The organism is Streptococcus pyogenes (assembly GCF_002055535.1).
Lineage (GTDB): Bacteria > Bacillota > Bacilli > Lactobacillales > Streptococcaceae > Streptococcus > Streptococcus pyogenes.
Genome location: NZ_LN831034.1, coordinates 876,395 through 895,895, shown reverse-complemented (window position 1 = coordinate 895,895; position 19,501 = coordinate 876,395). Strand labels below are relative to the sequence as shown.

The following is a 19,501-nucleotide window of genomic DNA, read 5'->3' as shown; positions in this document are numbered from 1 at the left end:
AAATAACGATGAATTTGGCAAAACTTTATGGATTGGCTTATAGCAGGCATTACTCCGAAAACAGAGTCTAGAACTCTGTCTGTTGAGCTGAAAAGAGTGTGATATCTGATTGATCTAAAGCTGCAAGATAATCCCTTAAAAACTTATGATTAGGAGGCAATTTTAAATCTGGCTGCAATTCCAATAAGGGGATTAAAACAAAAGCACGCTCAGTCATATAAGGGTGTGGCACTTTCAATTCCTTTGTGTCATAAACCTCTTCTCCAAATAGCAAGATATCAATGTCAATAGTTCTTGATCCCCATTTTTCATGCCTCACACGACCAAGAGATTGCTCAATAGCTTGTGTTTCTTTTAAGAAATCAGCCGCGGTTAATTGTGTATCTAATTGACAGGCCATATTGAGAAAATCAGCCTGGCCTGTCTTGCCCCAAGCAGTCGTTTCATAAATGGATGATTGAGCAAGCAACCGTGTTTGAGGTAAGTCAGCTAAAGCCTCAAGAGCTTTTTGCAAGTAAGCTGCTCGGTCCCCCATATTGGTGCCTAAACTTAAATAAACAATGGTCATCTCTGTCTCTCCAATTCAATACCAACTGCCTTATAGTGGCCTGCAATCGGTGGGTTTTCCTTTTTAATGGCCACTTTGATGGCTTCAATAGGCGGAAATTCGTTAAAAAGCTGTTCACAAATCGCACCTGCTAAACGTTCAATCAAAATAAACTTTTCCCCTTCCACTAACTGACGGACACTATCAAACACCATCCCGTAATGGACCGTATCTGTTAATTGGTCTGACAAAGAAGCTGCTTGCAAATCGACTGACAATTCTAAATCAACCAGAAAAATTTGCCCAAGGGTCTGTTCTTCTTTAAAGGCTCCATGGTAGCCATAAAAACGGCAACCTTCTAATACGATTTTATCCATAAGTCCTCACATCAACTGGCTCAACACAGCCACAATGTCTTGATTAGCCTTGACATCGTGTACGCGTACAATCTGACAGCCTTTTCCAAGGGCATAAGCAGACAAGGCTGCTGTCGCTCCGTCTCGCTCTTTAGCTTTGGTGTTGCCGCCTAACAAGGCATCTACGACACGCTTTCTCGAAATACCAAACAAGACAGGATAGCCCAACTGACAGACGCGGTCCAATCCTTTTAATAACTCCGTATTCTGTTGAACAGATTTGGCAAATCCAAATCCTGGATCAACCCAAATATTGTTTTTTGGCACGCCAGCATCAAGAGCTGCTTGTGCTCTATTGCCTAGAAAATCACAAACGTCTTGTGTTACCTCTTGATAAACTTCTTCGTCTTGGTTATGCATCAAGATGATAGGCGCATCGTACTCGGCTGCTAAGGCAAACATTTGACCGTCGTACAAACCTGCCCAAACATCATTGAGAATATCGGCACCCGCCTCTAAAGCTGCTCTAGCTGTTTCGGTTTTATAGGTATCAATGCTGATTAGAATATCATAGTTTTCTTTGATGGCCTTGATCACAGGAACCACCCGGTCAATTTCATCGGTAGCGCTTACAAATTGGCAACCTGGACGTGTTGATTCTCCACCAACGTCGATGATTTTAGCCCCATCAGCAATCATTTGCTCAACGTGATCTAATGCTTTTTGCACAGTAGTGTAAGACCCCCCATCTGAAAAAGAATCTGGAGTCACATTTAAAATCCCCATGATAGCCGCATTGCCCTCAATCACAAACTTTCCAATTTTCATAAGTTCTCCTAATCTTTTGTCATTAGAGAAATAACTTCTTGCCTCTCAGCACGACTTTCCTTATATAAGCCTCTGGCAGTGGTGGTAATGGTTTTACTACCTGGCTTTTTGATGCCTCGCATGGTCATGCACATGTGCTCTGCTTCTACCATAACTAAAGTCCCTTTAGGATTGAGGGCTTCAACTAAAGCATCCGCTATTTGAGAGGTCAAACGCTCTTGGAGTTGAGGTCGTTTACTAGCTACTTCAACTGCTCGCGCTAATTTACTCAAACCTGTTACTCGACCATCACTTGGCAAGTAAGCGATATGAGCCTTGCCATAAAAAGGAACTAAGTGGTGTTCACATATAGAATAAAAACTAATGTCTTTGACAATCACCACATCCTCATGTTGTTCTTTAAAGACAGCCGTAAACTCCTCTTTAGGATCTTTTCCCAGTCCCAAAAACATCTCCGCATACATTTTAGCAACCCGTTTAGGCGTGTCAAGAAGACCTTCCCGATTTGGATTTTCACCAATAGCCTCTAAAAACTGATAAATGGCTGCTTCTGCTTTTTCCTTATTAATAGACATTAGTCTTTCCCTTTTCATTAGTTTTTTCCTTTTCATTTTCTCTTTTTTAATGGGTTAAAAGAACGCTTTTTTCAATATGTTTTTCCCAATACTGTCTAATTTCTGAAATAAAATATAGTGACCCTGTAATCACGAAAAAGTCATCTGCTTTAGCATGCTTACGCAAGGCCAAGAAATCTTTGAAATCAGCAACCCTACCAAAACGTTCTGGGTATTTTTCCAATGGATAGGCGTTAGGGTAATGAAAGCTAGTAACCTGCAAGTCACCTATTTGCTCAAGAGCAACCAACATATCTGCAATAGGCTTGGTGTCGATCGCACCAAACAAAATATGAAGCTTTTTATCATTGTAGTTATTTTTTAAGACGGCTACCAAAGCAGCAACGCTTTCATTGTTATGAGCCCCATCAATCATTAGATTTGGTGCTAATAATTCGGTACGGCCTAGCCACAAACTATTTGCTAGACCTTCCCTTATATGATCTGGAGTTAGCCTAGGATAGCGGTCTTGCAAGGTTAAGCAAGTCATAATAGCTAAAGCTGCATTAGACACTTGGTGGTGTCCTGGCATAGCGATGTGAATATCTGAAATAACTCCTAAAGGACTAGTAAAACGATAGCCAGATGCGTTCTCAGCCATTTGAAACTGCTCTTGCCATTCCCAGATTGAAGCACCAACCTGCTCAGCTTTTGTTAAAAAAACCTCTCGAGCTGACGGGTTTTCAACGGCAAAAACAAGGGTCTCGCCCCCTTCTAAAACACCAGCTTTTTGGGCGGCAATATTAGCGTAAGTCTCGCCCAAAATAGCTTGGTGATCTAAACCAATTGAGGGACAGACCACAACCATTGCTTGAAAAACATTGGTCGAATCATAAAGACCGCCAAGGCCTGCTTCAATAATAGCAATATCTACAGGATGCATGTCACCAAAATAGAGGAACATGATCAAAGTAATCACTTCAAATTCAGTTACCTCTCCAAAATCAGTCTCTTGAACTAGACGCTCTGTCAAAGGACGAATACGATTAGCAGCAATAACCAAATCTTTTTCTGAAATCATTCGACCATTTATGCTAATACGTTCTTTGAAATCCATAATATAAGGAGAGGTAAAGGTCCCCACTTCATAACCAGCTGTCGTAAAGATGTGTTGTAAATGATTGACCGTGGAACCTTTTCCGTTAGTTCCAACGATATGCACTCCCTTGACATTTTTTTGGGGATTTCCTAACTGTCCAAGAACCCAAAGCATACGTTTTAAGCCTGGCTTGATGCCGAAAACTAAGTGATCATGAATCCATTCTAGAGTCTCTTCATAAGTCATTTCATACCTCACATCTATCTTTAGTATACCATATATAAAAAAAAGTGACAGCAGATAACCTAGAGTAGTACCCTTTTTTTTATTATCCTCACCAAACACTCAAATAAGTTCTAAAGTACACTACACTTTTATCTTCATTGCTTTTTTTACGTGATAAGAATACCAGCCCCACATAGTCTTTGCTACCTCCTAAAGTGTTATCTGTGACAATAATTTTTTTACTCCTTAATACACGTTCTTCCAAAAAACAAGAAAAAAGGCTGACTTCAAGCCTTCTTTTCTCTAAAAAATGTTACAATAGAGGTACTTATATCAAAAAAAGGAGCAAGTAATGAACAATAGACATAAACGGCGCCAAAAAAGAAAAGCCTTCACTCTCATTAACCTTATACTATTATTTGCCTGCATTCTTGGTTTGACCCTCATTTTCTATTTATATCAAGGGTCTAACAAATTCGGCTTGTCAGATGTCTCTCGATTTGTACCTAAAATAAGTCTTTTTCATCACAAAAAGACGGCAAAAAAAGAAACGACAAAACTTAAGAAGACTCATTTCGATTCCTCAAAATCTCAAAAAAAGGCCCATTCTAAATTGACTTGGACCAAGCAAGAAACACCTGTCAAGATCCCAATTTTAATGTATCATGCTATTCATGTAATGTCCCCTGAAGAGACGGCTAATGCTAATTTGATTGTCAACCCAGATCTCTTTGATCAACAACTTCAAAAAATGAAAGACGAGGGCTACTATTTTTTGAGTCCTGAAGAGGTCTACCGCGCTCTTTCAAATAATGAATTGCCTGCTAAAAAAGTTGTATGGCTAACATTTGATGACAGTATGATTGATTTCTACAATGTTGCTTACCCAATCTTAAAAAAATATGATGCTAAAGCCACCAATAATGTTATTACAGGACTAACCGAAATGGGAAGCGCTGCCAATCTGACTCTTAAGCAGATGAAAGAAATGAAACAAGTCGGTATGTCTTTCCAAGATCATACAGTGAATCATCCTGATCTAGAGCAGGCTAGTCCTGATGTTCAAACAACTGAAATGAAAGATTCAAAGGACTATCTTGATAAGCAATTAAACCAAAACACTATTGCCATTGCTTATCCATCTGGTAGATATAATGACACTACCTTACAAATTGCAGCTAGACTTAACTATAAATTAGGTGTTACCACTAACGAAGGAATAGCTAGCGCGGCTAATGGACTTCTTTCTCTTAACCGGATTCGTATCCTCCCAAACATGAGTCCTGAAAATCTTTTACAAACAATGGAACCATAACATCAATTTTTTTATCATTCCAAATCATACTCACTGTAAACTAAAAAGACAGTTATGAAAAAATTCTTTCATAACTGTCTTTTTTTGATTGTTTTAAAATTATTTTATTCTTATCTTTAACGTCTTTTTTCAAGAAAATCTCGCCACCACAGCTGTAAGTCAGAGGCTTTTTTTAGAGATTGGCTAGCTTTAAGAGGAATACGCTTAGGTTCCTTTAAATACCTCACTGACTGATCTGTTATTCTTGGAGACGTCAAATAAGCAACCACTTCACCTTTAGTAATCGGTGCTAATAAAGAAGTCTCTGATATCATAAATTGTTTAGGTTTGGGAACTTGTTCACCCTGTTGCAAAATGATGGTTACATCTTCGGCAACAGATATCGGTAGTTCTTTTACTTGGCCATCTTGAATAGGGAGCGATCGCTCCGAGACAAGACTTCCTTTTTTAAGAATCTTACGACGACAATAAGTTCTAGCCACATAGTCCAACAAGCGATTTGCTTGCTCAAACCGCGTGTTTTGGTTTTTATCAGATCCATCAGCATTTAGAATAACGGTAATCAGCCTCATACCATTTTCAATAGAAGTTACCACAAGGCAATGACCTGCCAAATCTGTCGTTCCTGTCTTTAGCCCATCCACTCCTGCTCTACCCTTAGCCATACCTGGTAAGAGTTGATTAAAACTTTTAATAGAATTACCAGCAAAATCAACTTCTGTTTGTTTAGTGATCTCTAAAATCTCAGGAAAATCTTCCAGTAAATGCATCGTCACAATGGCAACATCCTGAGCACTCAACATATTCTCTTCTTCCAACGCAGAACCAGGATAACGATGGTCCTTTAGCACCTCATTCGGCAGTCCTGAAGCGTTGAGGATTTTACCAGAAGTAATCCCCCAATGAGATAGCTGTTCTCTCATTTGATTTACAAAATGAAGCTCTGAGCCCGCCACTTTTTCGGCTAACGCAATAGCAGCGCTATTTGAGCTTGCTACCAAAGTAGCTGTCAACAGGTCTTGAACTGAATAAGTTTTTTTGTCAAAAGGTACATTACTTAAAGACCTATCTTTTGTTAACTCGAAGGCATAATCTGAGAGATTAACTTGATCTGATAATTGCAGCTGGCCTGATTTAACCTTATCTAAAACCAGATAAGCCGTCACCAATTTGGTCAAAGAGGCAATAGCATCTGGCGTCTTAGCGTCTTTCTCATACAGAACTCTCCCAGAGTCTGCCTCTACGACAATCGCATGTTCTGCTCCCACTTGAAAATCAGCTGCGAGAACTGTTTTACCAAACCCTGAACAAGTTAATACCATAAAAAAAAGGATAACCCACCTTTTTATCATTATATCTTTCATAGTTACTATTATAACAAAAATTCTCAGAAATTTGGAAGGAAGTATAGTGGCACACACCTTTAGTAGCTTAAACAAGCTCATAAAGCAAGTACCCTGTAACAATAACACATCCTGTTATATGGGCGATATAATAAGCTTCGTTATATCAATTAGTTATTTGGCAGGAATTTTGGTATAAAATGGAATCTAATCCTGAACTTATTACATTTTGGGTTATTTCTTCAGATACTGTTTTATCTAATGCATTAAATCAGTGACTATATGTATTCAAAGTTGTAGACTTATCAGCATGTCCCATACACTTTGCAACGTACAGAATGTCTTTTTTCAAAACATTAATAAGATAGGAAGCATAACTATGTCGCAATCCTTTTCCAGTTATTACGGGAACTCCAATACTTTGAGCTTTGTGCTTAATAACTCGACAAATCGTTGATTTACAAAATGGTTCACCAAACCGTGAAATAATGAAATCTGTGTCAGTATTGACTACTTGATTTCTTCTCCAATTTTCCAATACTACTATTGTCACATCATCTAACTCAATAAGACGTTCTCCTGCTGGCGTTTTTGTTTGGTCTTTACGATACCAATTTCCATTTTCATCCTTTTCCAAGGTTGTATGAACTTTCAAGAATTTTTGTTCGAAATCGATATTTTCCCATCATAATGATAAACCTTCACTTACACGAACACCTGTCATATAATATAGCCAAATAGTTGTAAATCTTTGTAGCTCTTCATAATCTTGCAAATCAAACGATTTTATAAAATTCTGAAACTCAATATAAGTCCAAAATGGAGTGTCGGGATGTTTCCCTTTAGGATTATCCAAAGCCTTACATGGCACTTTTGAAATATAGTCTAACCTTTCAGCATACCCCATGCAATCTTTGAATCGCGACCATAAATTCTTTGCATAATTTTCAATAATATGTAAACTAAAAGATTCACAATCTCAAGCTGTTATTCCCTTTAAAAGTTTAGAATCAAAATACTGAATAAATAACTTATGATGTGGTAAGGCTATTTCATAAGTTACAGCCTGAACCTTTTGCTTATATGCTCTTAGGTAAATAGTATTCATATAGTTTTCAAACGATATATTGTCATTTTCAATACTAAGATTATTACTAAACCCATACCTAATCCGAACCAGTTCATCATACGCTTCTTTCATTGTACCAAATGGCTTTCCATACTAATTCTTTCTGGCTTTCTTTTGAACTCGTTTACCTGTTACTGGATCTACACCAAGATCAGCTTGATAAAATATCTTCCCATTCTTATCACAATAAACACCTTTGTACTTTTTTTGATTTTTTATAGTCATCTTTAATTCTCACTTTCTAAACTTTCTTCATCTTTAGGAGCAATACCAAGTCTTCTATTGTCAAAGGGCGATTTACTTAATTGTACCGCATTTTGTTCAAGTTCGCGAGCTTCTTCAACTTTTTTATAGCTATTCTTTTTGCTTCTCTAATAATATTTCTTGCAGTATGTTCGAGAAAACCAATATTCATCAAGCTTTTTATATGTTACTATTTTCACACCTCCACTCCTTTCAAAAAAATTACAACCTCCGTGGGTATGACTGGTTAAATCACTCATGGGAATCTCACCCACTGGCCTTTTACGCTGGCAGCCTGAACGTTCAGAAGTATCATTGTCCCTATTTGTGGTCATGGCAGATAGAGAACCACTCTATTTTATAGCTAATAATTATCGCTCCTATCACGGCGTATCTCACTAAATTGCTCGACAAACAAGAAAGTCCCACCTCGGTTTATTCAGTTGTCAATGAACAAATCAAGGCGAGACTTTTATTTATTATGAAAACGATACGGATAATCTGTTTGCCCTAATAAATAATCAATACTGACGTTATAGAGTTTATAAAACTGCACAAGAACATCTGCCATTAAGGCAACCTCTCCTCTCTCAATTTTTGCATAATTTGCATGAGAGAAGGAAAGTAAATTTGCAACAAACTTTTGAGTGAAATCGTTATCTTCTCTCAAATTCCTAATACGCGGATACATCTAACATTCTCCTAATATCAGTATAAAGGAGATTTGATTAAAAAATGTTTAATTGTCCTATTTGGACAAGACTATTAAATATAAGCTAGTAATCCATTGAAATTTTATAGTCATTTTTTAGTTAAACAAGTTAGATAGTATTTATAACTTAAAAAATCATATTTATTGCTAGGTAAACAAAATAGATGTATTTAACTACTTGTCAAACAGTCTTGATTCCACCTTTTAAATATTCGTATATGAAGTAAAGCTACTGTGCATGAAACAAAAAATATAACAATAAGTGGAACAATTGCCATTTTCTGTTGGTTATATAGAGTATCTGATATTCTTAAAAGCCATGCCCATGGAATAAGAAACCATACCTTATCACCAAGGCTCGTTTCACAAAATGCTGCAGCAATAACACCTACCATTGAAATACCTAATGCCACACCTGTACTAAATATATAGCTAATAATATGATTGATCAGATAGGTTACATAGGCAAAAATGATATAAATTAAACTATTCAAAATAAGTAGTCTGAGAGATACATTTATACCAATAGTTTTCAATAAAAGAATAAATATAGTAATTGAAATAATTAATACTATACAATAGCATAACCATAGAAATACTAATTCTACAATAAATGGCTTATAATTCGACTGTGAGTAACCCAATAAATATTTATATTTTCCAGATGATTCTTCCAAATTTTTTAGTTGAATGCACACAATACTTGCAACAAAAGGAAGAAGTACACCTACTATTTGAAAGTAGGAGAATAATACAGTCCTGCTTTGTAAACCTCCACGTTGACTCCAATAGAAAAATAGAAGTAAGGGAAATAATAGTGCAGCTAAAATATGTATTAGTAAATATGAAGTATTTTTGATTTTTAAAAAATTAGAACATAAATATGATTTCATGACTATTTCACCTGTTTTTTGAAAGAGATAGCAAATAGATTGGTCAGTAAGATGAAAAAAGCAATTCCTAGGAACAATGATATAAAAATCTGTGAGTAGTCTGGAACAAACTCCGCTCCAAAAGGTATACTATTTATTCTCATTCTTGTCATTGGCTCAAGCAACTTCAACGACCAATCATAAGGGAACAAATACCATTTATTTAAGAGAGAAAAACTTGTACCAATAATTAGTGGAGATATAATATTAATAATCATAGCAAAATACACATTAATTTTTCTTGATAGCCATAAAATAAACGGGATTTGCCATAGTGTAGTCAACCAAATTAACAAGATAGTTAATAGTATCCTACCTATACTAATAAGACTTGGAGTAGGTAGGACAAAACTAATTACAATAAGCATTAAGCTTAAAATCATACTAATTATTAGATTTATAAGAGCTATCAATAGAACTCTGGCATATTCTACCTTTTTTAAATCAACATCCCTTGATAAAAAAACAGAATACTTATTAGAATCTAATTCTAATTTATTTAACAAACCAGAATTTACAGCAATAATAACATTAATCCAAATAACTCCCCACTGATTTACTGTTGTTTCCGCAGTTAAACGTAGGATATTTTCACCACCTAATGCTGAAAACAATAAAGATAACATCACACAAATAATAGGGAAAATAAGAATCAACTTGCTAATACTCGTATTTTTTATTTTTAATAAATTTGATAAAAAAATTTGTACCATAGCCCCTACCTCCTCTTTTCAAATAAAATTTGATTATTGAATAACTCTTCAAGATTCTCAGAGCCGTCATATTCTTTTTCCAGAATAATCTTTCCTTCATAGATAAATCCAATAAAATCAGCTAGATGTTCAACTTCTGACAGTATATGGCTTGAAATCATAATTGTCATTCCTTCTGATTTAAATGACTCTATAATTTCCCTTAATTCTTGAATTCCAATTGGGTCCAAGCCATTAGTAGGTTCGTCTAATATAAGTAGTTTAGGTGAATTTATTAAAGAGATAGCTATACCTAACCGTTGCTTCATTCCAAGAGAAAATTGTTTTACTGGTCTCTTGTCAATATTTCCTAGACCAACTTTATTTAATAATGGAAGTATAGTGCTTTCTGAAACACCAAGCATTGTTGTAACTACCTTCATATTATCGTAAGCACTCAAATTTTTATAAAGTGGTGGTTCTTCAATAATACTCCCGATTTTTCGCAGATCCCGACGTGACCATTCTCTACCTTCAAAAATAATAGAACCACTTGTCTTACTAACTAAGCCTGTCAAAATTTTCATAATAGTTGATTTTCCAGCACCATTTGGACCGATTAAAGCATACACTTTTCCCTTAGGAATATTCATATTGACATTATTCAATATGGTTCTCTTACCATAAGATTTTTTTAGATTTTGTATTTTCAACATATTAGTTACTCCCATTCTATATATTGCTGAGCGTTTAGTGTATAGTAAGCAAAACAATACACTTTCTCTTCAAACTCTCTATCAATCCCGTTTAATCGATTCATCGATAGTTGTAAAATGAAACTTACCATCACTATATCTTATATAAATATCCTCCAATCGCAGTTCATTCTCTGAATCCCATGATGTGGTAAAAAATGAAGTATTATAAGACTCATCACTATATAACTTTGATAATTCACCCAATCCAACATTTTCACGCAGTGTCAATTCATACTTTAAAAAATCTTGGAACAATGCGGATATTCTCTTGTAGTATGACTTTTTCTGTATTGAACAAAGATTAATACCATTTATATATATATTGCCTTCATAATTATCGTAAAGACCGCAGGCTAATTTGAAAATCGTACTTTTTCCAGAACCATTTCCACCAACAATTGCTAACCTCTCTCCTGCTTTAATTGAAAAACTTATATCGTTTATTACATTATCCTTACCATTATATGAAAAAGAAACCCTTTCAAATTCAACTGACTGAATTGTATCAACCGTACTTTCGATTATAGGGTTATGTACTAACTCATCATGCGTAAAATCATGCAATAACTCCATGTACAATGAACCATTTAGGGAGAAACCAGCCTCTTTTACGAGATGAATTGTTTTTATTAGATTCTTTAGCTGAGCTTTAATCATGTATAACTTCCTTATCTACTAATAAAGGAGCAAACTAAAATCAGTCTACTCCCCTAAATTTATAAATATATAAAATTATTTGAAATTATAATGTTTATGATAATGATAACTTTATTATTTAACAGTTGTTGTAAAGCAAACTAATTTCCAACAAGAACCAGGGGTACATAGGTAACGGCTACCAACATAAGGTGTAGCAGTGTCTTTTTTATTTGTTTTCAAATCGAGATCAAAGTCTTTAATTGTGTTATTCATTTTCTAGTTCCTCTCTTACGTTTTTGCATCCGATATATTTACATGATTATTATGACACCCCAAGTTCAGAATTTGTTCAGAAAAAAAGTATTTTAGCCAAAAATTTACGATTTTTTGCCTGAAATACTCCAGTTTCAATCAAATCTATTAAATTTTCTTTTTTATCGAGATTATGGCGCTAGCACCTCCTCTAGCTGGATTATTCAATTGAAGATTCCCACCGTGTTTGATAGCAACGCCTTTAACAAATGCCAAACCGATTCCATAATGTTTGTTACCTCTGCTATAATCTTCCGTGTAAAATAATTTATCTCCCTTTTTCAGTGTACTATCACTGAAACGCTCACCATTATTCCATATTTCAAAATGAATTTGCTCTCCTGACTCAGACAGTATAACTTCGATTTTTTTATCTAATACGGGCATAAATCTTATTGCATTAACTAAAAGGTTAGAAAGAGCTCTTATCAGATTTTCCTCATCTCCATAAAAAGAAGTGATAATAAGTCTATTACAAATAGAAAATTCAATATTATTGATATTCAATAAGTCATCGACTTCAAAATGTAACTCACTTAATAGCTCCTCAACTAAAATTAGTTTCACTGATCTATCCTCTGAAAGCATGCGTGTATAAGATATTAAAGAATTGAAATAGCCTTCAAAAACAGAAATACTATTGTTCATAGATACAATATAACCTTCCTGATTTTTATTTAAAGTAGTCAATTCTAATAACTCAAGATTTCCTTTTAAAACCGTTAAAGGTGTTTTTATATCATGCGAAAGTGCTGCAATTTGAAAGGATAGATCTTGCTTTTCCAATATTTCTCGCTCAATCAAACTTTTCAAATTATCACCTTTAATATGTAAAGTTCTAAGTATATCATCAAACTCGATTATTTTAGAATAATTTTCATTTTCAGAAAGGACTTCTATCCCCATTTTATTTGCTAACTTCTTGATTTCCTTGAAATTCAAAGAAATTTCTTTTACAAACCGTGTTAAAGCAACTACAATGCTGATACTCGTTCCTATTCCCAGAATATAAAATGTCAACATGTTATATGAAACATTTCTAAGGTAATGGTTAGAGAACTCCGGTATCTCATTATATCTTATAACAATATTATAATTGATATTAGTATATAAATCATAATGTACAGAATTAAAAGTCAGATTATTTTTTTCTTCTGCAACTTCGTTAAATAAAGAAAATTCTTTAGATAAATATTTTCCTTCCATAGCTTTATCTGTTTTTCTATCAAAAACAACATAATCTAATCCCAATGTCTTCATATAATTGTTCAACTGTTTGATTGACTGTTTATCTTTAATATAAAATTCTTCTCCCACATTATGAGATGTCACTATATTTAACTTTGAAAAAGAAAGCGATATTATCGCAATCATTAAAACAGTGATACAAACTCCAAAGACAATTTCAACGACGGCGCGCCAAACACGATTTTTTATTGAATATTTTTTAAACATCCCATTTATAACCAATCCCGCGAATAGTTTTTATTGGATTAATTCCAAAACTTGAAAATTTCATTCTAATCTGATAGATATATTCTGAAATAGAATGAAACAATGCTGAAGCTTCATCGCTATATACTTGTTCATATATCTCTTCTTTTGTGAAAACTTTATACGGATGACGTGACAGTAATTCTAAAATTTCGTACTCTCTATAAGTCAGGAATAACGGCTGTTTATCAATATATAACATACGTTCCTCTAGATAGATTTCTATAGGTGGAAAACTACGCTTCACTCTCTCCTCAGCCTCATTCTTTATCTTTGCTCTCTCTTCTCTCTTCAAATGAGAGTTAACTTTAGCTACGAATTGTTTTAAGCTAAATGGTTTCACAATAAAATCGTCTCCCCCTATATTTAAAGCTTGGACAATTTCATTATCGCCATCTAAAGCGCTAACAAAAATAATTGGAGAATGAACTTCTTCCCGAATTTTATAACAAAACTCAGTTCCACTTATATTAGGCATCATGATATCCAATAAGATCAAATCATATCCTTTAAAATCATCAAAAACTATTGGTAATTCTATCTCTTGACAGGTTATAACATGATAATTTTCAATCTCCAAAGCAGTCTTCATAAGCTTCAGAATTTCTTTATCATCATCTATGGCTAAAATCTTATACATTATTACCCCTTTTAAATAATGAAATACTTACAAATAAACTATTCTTAATGTAAGCGGCAGGAATCATTTCTTTAATATAGTTATTTACGAAACATCAACTAGATTTTAATATCTGATATAAAAATTGCTACCACCCAAATTATATCATAATTACTCCCATTGTATTTCATTTCGAGAAGTATCGATAATTTTGCTATCACTCAAGATCTCTCCAAACTTTTCCAACCTTCTTACTAGATATTCATACTCATCTATGGATATATTAAGTTCATTTTGAGAAGTTTCAATCTCTTTCTCAACTTCTTCTATTTTTATAGCTGCAGTCAAGTTCATCTTGGCATAGTCATATCTGGCCAAACGGCGGTTCTCTATATCGTTGTTGTTCAGATTAAGCAAGACCTCCGCAACCTTATTGAGATGAGCAATATGGTCCTGCAACTCTGTAATGGTCAAATCTAATTGAGCCATATCTTTAACAATGTCATCTTTAATATCTTGATAAGGCTTATTCTCCGTATCTAACTCAATGAGGAGACTTATTTCTTCAATCTTTTTCTTAAGTGTATCAATGGTTTGTCGTCTTCTTTTTGGAATACTCTTGCTATCATTGGTTAACTGGCAAATGAGCTCATGCCCTCGCATATAGCGATTAAGTTCAGACGCCTCCTTGTTGTAAATGAAGAATTGTGCGGTCTCACGAATATAGACTTTATATTTTTTATGATTTTCTTCTTTCCTAATATCCAATTGATAGTTAGGAATGAAAATAAGACCACTCTGCTTTACACTAAAAGACACCTTGATATAAATGTCCTCAGCAATTAACCTCTCAATTTGATGTTCCACAAGTTCAACTTCAAACTCATGGATGGCATCTCGTTGCCCCTTGTATTTCTTGAAGACTTCCTTACTCTCTTCAGTGGATACCTCCTCTTTATCTCGTTCTTCTTGAAAAGCATGTACTGTTTCTGTAGACTTTCTAATCGATCTGAAACACCGACTTCCTTATTTTTAAAGTAATCTTGAAAAAATTGACATCATATAATTTCTTATCGCTTATTTTTTTATGACCTAAACTTATCTTTTGAGTATCTTCTTCTAGGATAAAAGTTACATTTTTTGTTTTAAGTCAATGGTTAGATTCACTTCTTTTGCTTTTAATAGTAGCTCCTCTAATGAATTGGCACGGTTCAACAAAAATTCTAATCGACTTTCAATTTCTATCTTGGCAAAATGTGTACGAAAAAATTCTTCATCATATAAATCTCGTTTACTGAGTTGACGGCCTCGAATTGGTTTTTTCATTACTCGATCCGTCATCATGAATCTGCTATGCTTCTGACTAAAATCAATATGAACATGTAATTACTCTGCTTTTTCTAAAAAATCATCAAAGAACTTTGACTGCTGCATCAAAAAATAAAGACGTTGTTTCAATTCAAATTTATGACTAGACTACCTATATTTTTGATAGTCACGGTAGGAATAACGCTTCTCGATAATTTTTGCTCCAGTCATTTTTGAAATACGGTCTGAAATCATACGGAGGTTTCGTTCCAAGGCATAATTCCATATCAATTTTTTATCTGAATTACGGTCAATGGCGTTGATTGGATGTGATTATGGGTATGATTTTTATCTGTTTGGTCGCTCGAGTAATCTCAAAGAAGAGAGTTCTCCTAGTGCCCTCAAATCCCAGTCGTCTGCCTGCGAGTGAAAATGCTTGACAAGGGAAAAACCACCGCAGATGATATCCACTTGCCCTCTAAGTTGTCTAAAGTCTTGGTCTGTGACTTGTCTAATGTCATGAAATTCTATTTCTCCTTCGGTCTCATAGATGGCTTTGTAAGATTGCCTCGCAAACTTATCAATCTCACAAAAGCCAATACACTCATGGCACTGATTAATTAAACCCAATCGAAAGCCTCCAATTCCTGCAAACAAATCTAAAAACTTCATATCTCTCATTCCTTTCTGACAAAATAAAAGGACCTTACTGCTTATGTAACGTCCTTACTCAACTATAATCTTCCATTTCTGGTGCAGTGATAACTTCAATAATCAACCAAATTGTCCTTAGTCCCCAAACACCTAATAATAGCCACCAAAACATCTTACTCACTTCGCTTCTTGTCACCTTAGTTGCTTGGTCCATTCGGATAAGACACCATTAAAGACATATTCCGCAATAGCTTCAGCTGTTCTTGCGAACCGTATGTGTTCCAGCGCATAAGCATAGCGTTCTTCAAAATAGCTCATGACTAAGTCACTAGCAGCTTGTGATAAACCACCTTCACGTAATTGGGAATGAACCAAACTCCAAATATAATCTTTGTCATATTTGGTGACCTGATCAACTTGACGGGTAAAGTGACCCTCAGTCTTTTTCACACTAGTGCACTCCTTTCTTTCCTCCTCGTCCTCAATCACTAAATTACTCTCTTTAGTTTCACTACCTTCAGTTTCACTCTTTTCAGTCTCATTAGGGGCTGAATTTAACACGGGGCTGGTCTGTTTTTGAGACTGGCCCCGTCTGAACTGAAGACTGGGGTGAAATCATGTTCCAACTTTCCTAAATAAATCTTATTAGCCAAACGCCCTTTTTCACTGGGAGACTGTTGGACTTCATCGATCAAACCATAGTCTCGTAGGTTTTCTTAATCGCTAACAATTTCGACTTGGAACAGCCAAGGAGTACTGTCATTTTGAGTTGGAATAAATGAGATAGATGGCAATCACCATTTGTCGTGATGACTGTTCATTCATTTGCATGATTTTCCTCCTGAAAATAAAAAAATGAGAACACTTATTAAAATGTTCTCGTTCACATAAAAAAATTATTACTAGACACATATAGATAGAATAACCACTCTACTCAGCTTAATTTTTATAGAAAATAAAAATCCTGCCAAAGATTTTTTGGGCAGGATTTTTGGCAAGAAACCAAATCAATTTATCAGTTTCTTCAAATCGCTATAAACTCTAAAAGACTGATAAATCGGGATTTCGCTCTCAAATTGCTATCTGCTTCTTATTTAAGAGTGATTGTTGCTCCAGCTTCTTCAAGTTTAGCTTTGATTTCTTCAGCTTCTGCAGCAGCAACGCCTTCTTTAACGTTAGCAGGTGCTCCATCAACAAGACCTTTAGCTTCTTTAAGACCAAGACCTGTGATTTCACGAACAGCTTTGATAACGCCAACTTTTTTGTCGCCAGCAGATGTCAATTCAACGTCGAATGAATCTTTAGCAGCTTCTTCAGCACCACCAGCAGCTGCAGCAGCTACAGGAGCAGCTGCAGTTACACCAAATTCTTCTTCGATAGCTTTTACAAGATCGTTAAGCTCAAGGATTGAAGCTTCTTTAATTTCAGCAATAATGTTTTCAATGTTCAATGCCATTGTGATTTCCTCCAAATAATTAATTTAAAATGTTAAGCGTAGCCTTAAGCTACTCTGAGACGACTTAAGCAGCGCCTTCTTTGTTTTCTGCAACAGCTTTGACAGCGTATGCAACGTTACGGACTGGAGCTTGAAGTACAGAAAGAAGCATAGAAAGCATTCCTTCGCGGTTTGGCAATGTTGCAAGTGCTTGGATTTCTTCTTTTGAAGAAACAGCGCCTTCGATTGCACCACCTTTGATTTCAAGTGCGTCAGCAGTTTTAGTAAAGTCGTTGATAACTTTAGCTGGTGCGATAACATCTTCGTTAGAAAATGCTACTGCAGATGGTCCTACGAATACATCTTTCAACTCATCAAGACCTGCTTTTTCAGCTGCACGAGTCAAAATTGAGTTTTTGATAACTTTGAACTCAACGCCACTTTCACGAAGTGAACGACGAAGAACAGTATCTTGATCAACTGTAAGACCACGTGAATCAACAATAACGATACTTGCTGCTGCTTTCATTTTCTCAGCAATAAGTTCGACTTGTTCAGCTTTTTTAGCAATAATTGCTTCACTCATTAGTTTTACCTCCGTTTTTATTTTTGGGCTAGGTACAAAAAAAATCGCACCTAAACCTAGACACGAAAGTACAAATACGTTATTTTCTTTAATCACGTTTTGTGCCTCGGCAGGAATATTATGAGCATGCTCCCCTGCTGTCTTAGGTCAGTTTTTTATCAAAACCTATATCATTATATTCTTTTATAATACTATTGTCAATAAAAACTATTAAAAAATGATTTTTTTACATTTATTTTTTTAGTATTAGCTAAACTCAAAATGGTGCTAGTCCTATTTTCTATACAAATAACACCTTGCTTTCTACTAGGACTTGATTTAAAATAGAGGGCATGAGTATAACTAAAGAATTTGATACAATTACCGCCATTTCAACCCCTCTTGGTGAAGGAGCTATTGGCATTGTTCGTTTATCAGGGACAGATGCGCTTGCCATTGCACAATCTGTTTTTAAGGGAAAGAACTTAGAGCAAGTCGCCTCACACACCATTAACTATGGCCATATCATTAATCCTAAGACAGGAACTATTATCGATGAAGTTATGGTGTCAGTCATGCTAGCCCCCAAAACCTTTACCCGTGAAAATGTGGTTGAAATCAATACGCACGGTGGTATTGCTGTGACAAATGAAATCTTGCAACTATTGATTCGCCAAGGCGCTAGAATGGCAGAGCCTGGCGAATTCACCAAACGTGCCTTCTTAAATGGGCGAGTTGATTTGACTCAAGCTGAGGCTGTCATGGACATTATTCGTGCCAAAACAGACAAGGCTATGACGATTGCAGTCAAGCAACTGGATGGCTCCCTTTCCCAGCTTATCAATGACACCCGTCAGGAAATTCTCAACACCTTAGCTCAAGTCGAAGTCAATATTGACTACCCTGAATACGACGATGTGGAAGAAATGACCACTGCTCTGCTACGTGAGAAAACACAAGAATTCCAAAGCCTTTTGGAAAGTCTCCTTCGAACAGCTAAACGCGGTAAAATTCTGCGTGAGGGCTTATCAACAGCTATTATTGGTCGTCCAAACGTCGGTAAGTCAAGCTTACTTAATAATTTGTTGCGAGAAGACAAGGCTATTGTGACTGATATTGCAGGAACCACCCGAGATGTCATTGAAGAATACGTTAATATCAAGGGAGTTCCTCTAAAACTTGTCGATACGGCCGGTATTCGTGAGACAGATGATCTGGTCGAACAAATCGGAGTTGAACGGTCTAAAAAAGCTCTTCAAGAAGCTGACCTTGTTCTTCTTGTGCTGAATGCTTCTGAAAAACTGACTGACCAAGACCGGGCTTTGTTAAATCTCAGTCAGGACAGTAACCGTATTATATTGTTGAATAAAACGGATTTGGAACAGAAGATTGAATTAGAGCAATTACCAGATGACTACATTCCCATTTCCGTTTTAACCAACCAGAACATTAATCTAATCGAAGATCGTATCAACCAGCTTTTCTTTGACAACGCTGGTTTGGTAGAGCAAGATGCCACTTACCTGTCAAATGCCCGCCACATTTCTTTGATTGAAAAGGCAGTCCAGAGTTTAGAAGCTGTCAATGACGGTTTGGCGCTTGGCATGCCAGTTGATTTACTACAGGTTGATTTAACCAGAACTTGGGAAATTCTCGGAGAAATCACAGGGGATGCTGCTCCTGATGAACTCATTACCCAACTCTTTAGTCAATTCTGTCTTGGTAAATAACAACAGTCTCTA

Annotated in this window: 17 protein-coding genes, 6 pseudogenes and 1 other annotated feature; of the genes and pseudogenes, 2 read left to right on the top strand and 21 right to left on the bottom strand. The window is 35.5% G+C overall.

Translation table 11 applies throughout. The annotated features are described in order from the left end of the window. Positions 1–67: 67 nt before the first annotated feature. From folK to B6D67_RS04800, 5 genes are read right to left on the bottom strand one after another with little or no spacing between them, the layout of a single operon-like run. Positions 68–568 carry a 2-amino-4-hydroxy-6-hydroxymethyldihydropteridine diphosphokinase gene (gene folK / locus B6D67_RS04820; protein ID WP_002984757.1) on the bottom strand — a complete coding sequence of 167 codons (501 nt, stop codon included), beginning with the start codon at positions 566–568 and terminating at the stop codon, positions 68–70. Continuing rightward, entirely contained in the window at positions 565–924 is a 360-nt protein-coding gene (gene folB, locus B6D67_RS04815; protein WP_002989868.1) for a dihydroneopterin aldolase, read from the bottom strand. The genes folK and folB overlap by 4 nt, the downstream gene beginning before the upstream one ends. Before the next feature lie 6 nt (positions 925–930). Then, positions 931–1,731 carry a dihydropteroate synthase gene (gene folP, locus B6D67_RS04810; protein ID WP_010922282.1) on the bottom strand — a complete coding sequence of 267 codons (801 nt, stop codon included), beginning with the start codon at positions 1,729–1,731 and terminating at the stop codon, positions 931–933. An 8-nt stretch (positions 1,732–1,739) separates the two neighbouring features. After that, positions 1,740–2,306 carry a GTP cyclohydrolase I FolE gene (gene folE / locus B6D67_RS04805; protein WP_002989871.1) on the bottom strand — a complete coding sequence of 189 codons (567 nt, stop codon included), beginning with the start codon at positions 2,304–2,306 and terminating at the stop codon, positions 1,740–1,742. 46 nt (positions 2,307–2,352) lie between these two features. Next, on the bottom strand, positions 2,353–3,630 hold the full coding sequence (locus tag B6D67_RS04800) for a folylpolyglutamate synthase/dihydrofolate synthase family protein (RefSeq protein WP_010922280.1): 1,278 nt from the start codon (positions 3,628–3,630) through the stop codon (positions 2,353–2,355). A 331-nt stretch (positions 3,631–3,961) separates the two neighbouring features. On the opposite strand from B6D67_RS04800, the gene B6D67_RS04795 reads away from it, so the two are divergent. Continuing rightward, positions 3,962–4,924, top strand: a complete 963-nt coding sequence (locus B6D67_RS04795; protein WP_010922279.1) for a polysaccharide deacetylase family protein — start codon at positions 3,962–3,964, stop codon at positions 4,922–4,924. 116 nt (positions 4,925–5,040) lie between these two features. Here the strand turns inward: B6D67_RS04795 and pbp3 are convergent, their stop codons facing one another. The 16 genes and pseudogenes from pbp3 to rplJ all read right to left on the bottom strand — a co-directional run bounded on the left by pbp3 (position 5,041) and on the right by rplJ (position 17,780). After that, complete coding sequence (gene pbp3 / locus B6D67_RS04790) at positions 5,041–6,276, bottom strand: D-alanyl-D-alanine carboxypeptidase PBP3 (RefSeq protein ID WP_010922278.1); 1,236 nt, start codon at positions 6,274–6,276, stop codon at positions 5,041–5,043. Positions 6,277–6,433: 157 nt separating this feature from the next. Continuing rightward, a pseudogene (locus B6D67_RS10420) lies at positions 6,434–7,621 on the bottom strand (tyrosine-type recombinase/integrase). Between the two features lie 2 nt (positions 7,622–7,623). Further along, a pseudogene (locus B6D67_RS04765) lies at positions 7,624–7,811 on the bottom strand (DUF3173 family protein). 300 nt (positions 7,812–8,111) lie between these two features. Continuing rightward, complete coding sequence (locus B6D67_RS04755; RefSeq protein ID WP_010922277.1) at positions 8,112–8,330, bottom strand: helix-turn-helix domain-containing protein; 219 nt, start codon at positions 8,328–8,330, stop codon at positions 8,112–8,114. A 191-nt stretch (positions 8,331–8,521) separates the two neighbouring features. Further along, positions 8,522–9,244 (bottom strand): lantibiotic immunity ABC transporter MutG family permease subunit, encoded by a 723-nt coding sequence (locus tag B6D67_RS04750; protein WP_010922276.1) that lies wholly within the window; start codon positions 9,242–9,244, stop codon positions 8,522–8,524. A gap of 2 nt (positions 9,245–9,246) precedes the next feature. After that, complete coding sequence (locus B6D67_RS04745; RefSeq protein WP_010922275.1) at positions 9,247–9,996, bottom strand: lantibiotic immunity ABC transporter MutE/EpiE family permease subunit; 750 nt, start codon at positions 9,994–9,996, stop codon at positions 9,247–9,249. Between the two features lie 5 nt (positions 9,997–10,001). Further along, positions 10,002–10,691: a lantibiotic protection ABC transporter ATP-binding protein gene (locus tag B6D67_RS04740; RefSeq protein ID WP_010922274.1), complete on the bottom strand. Its 690-nt coding sequence runs from the start codon at positions 10,689–10,691 to the stop codon at positions 10,002–10,004. Positions 10,692–10,793: 102 nt separating this feature from the next. Further along, positions 10,794–11,324, bottom strand: a pseudogene (locus B6D67_RS04730) (ATP-binding cassette domain-containing protein); the annotation flags it as partial. 180 nt (positions 11,325–11,504) lie between these two features. Continuing rightward, positions 11,505–11,645 (bottom strand): lantibiotic streptin, encoded by a 141-nt coding sequence (locus B6D67_RS04725; RefSeq protein ID WP_002984803.1) that lies wholly within the window; start codon positions 11,643–11,645, stop codon positions 11,505–11,507. Positions 11,646–11,792: 147 nt separating this feature from the next. Continuing rightward, a complete protein-coding gene (locus tag B6D67_RS04720) occupies positions 11,793–13,139 on the bottom strand; it encodes a sensor histidine kinase (protein WP_002984805.1) in 1,347 nt (448 codons plus the stop codon). Beyond that, a complete protein-coding gene (locus B6D67_RS04715) occupies positions 13,132–13,818 on the bottom strand; it encodes a response regulator transcription factor (protein ID WP_002984807.1) in 687 nt (228 codons plus the stop codon). The genes B6D67_RS04720 and B6D67_RS04715 overlap by 8 nt, the downstream gene beginning before the upstream one ends. A 150-nt stretch (positions 13,819–13,968) precedes the next feature. After that, positions 13,969–15,461: pseudogene (locus B6D67_RS10415) on the bottom strand (SAG1250 family conjugative relaxase); the annotation flags it as partial. Then, a pseudogene (locus B6D67_RS04695) lies at positions 15,452–15,777 on the bottom strand (DNA cytosine methyltransferase); the annotation flags it as partial. The pseudogenes B6D67_RS10415 and B6D67_RS04695, both read right to left, overlap by 10 nt. Positions 15,778–15,951: 174 nt before the next feature. After that, positions 15,952–16,551: pseudogene (locus B6D67_RS10240) on the bottom strand (replication initiator protein A); the annotation flags it as partial. Positions 16,552–16,849: 298 nt separating this feature from the next. Next, positions 16,850–17,215 (bottom strand): 50S ribosomal protein L7/L12, encoded by a 366-nt coding sequence (gene rplL, locus B6D67_RS04685; RefSeq protein ID WP_002984819.1) that lies wholly within the window; start codon positions 17,213–17,215, stop codon positions 16,850–16,852. A 64-nt stretch (positions 17,216–17,279) separates the two neighbouring features. Next, a complete protein-coding gene (gene rplJ, locus B6D67_RS04680; RefSeq protein ID WP_010922269.1) occupies positions 17,280–17,780 on the bottom strand; it encodes a 50S ribosomal protein L10 in 501 nt (166 codons plus the stop codon). 29 nt (positions 17,781–17,809) lie between these two features. Further along, positions 17,810–17,945: a sequence feature (ribosomal protein L10 leader region), on the bottom strand. A 167-nt stretch (positions 17,946–18,112) separates the two neighbouring features. Here rplJ and mnmE point away from each other — a divergent pair. Further along, positions 18,113–19,489, top strand: coding sequence for a tRNA uridine-5-carboxymethylaminomethyl(34) synthesis GTPase MnmE (gene mnmE, locus B6D67_RS04675; protein WP_010922268.1), 1,377 nt, complete (start codon positions 18,113–18,115; stop codon positions 19,487–19,489). The last annotated feature ends 12 nt before the right edge of the window (positions 19,490–19,501 follow it).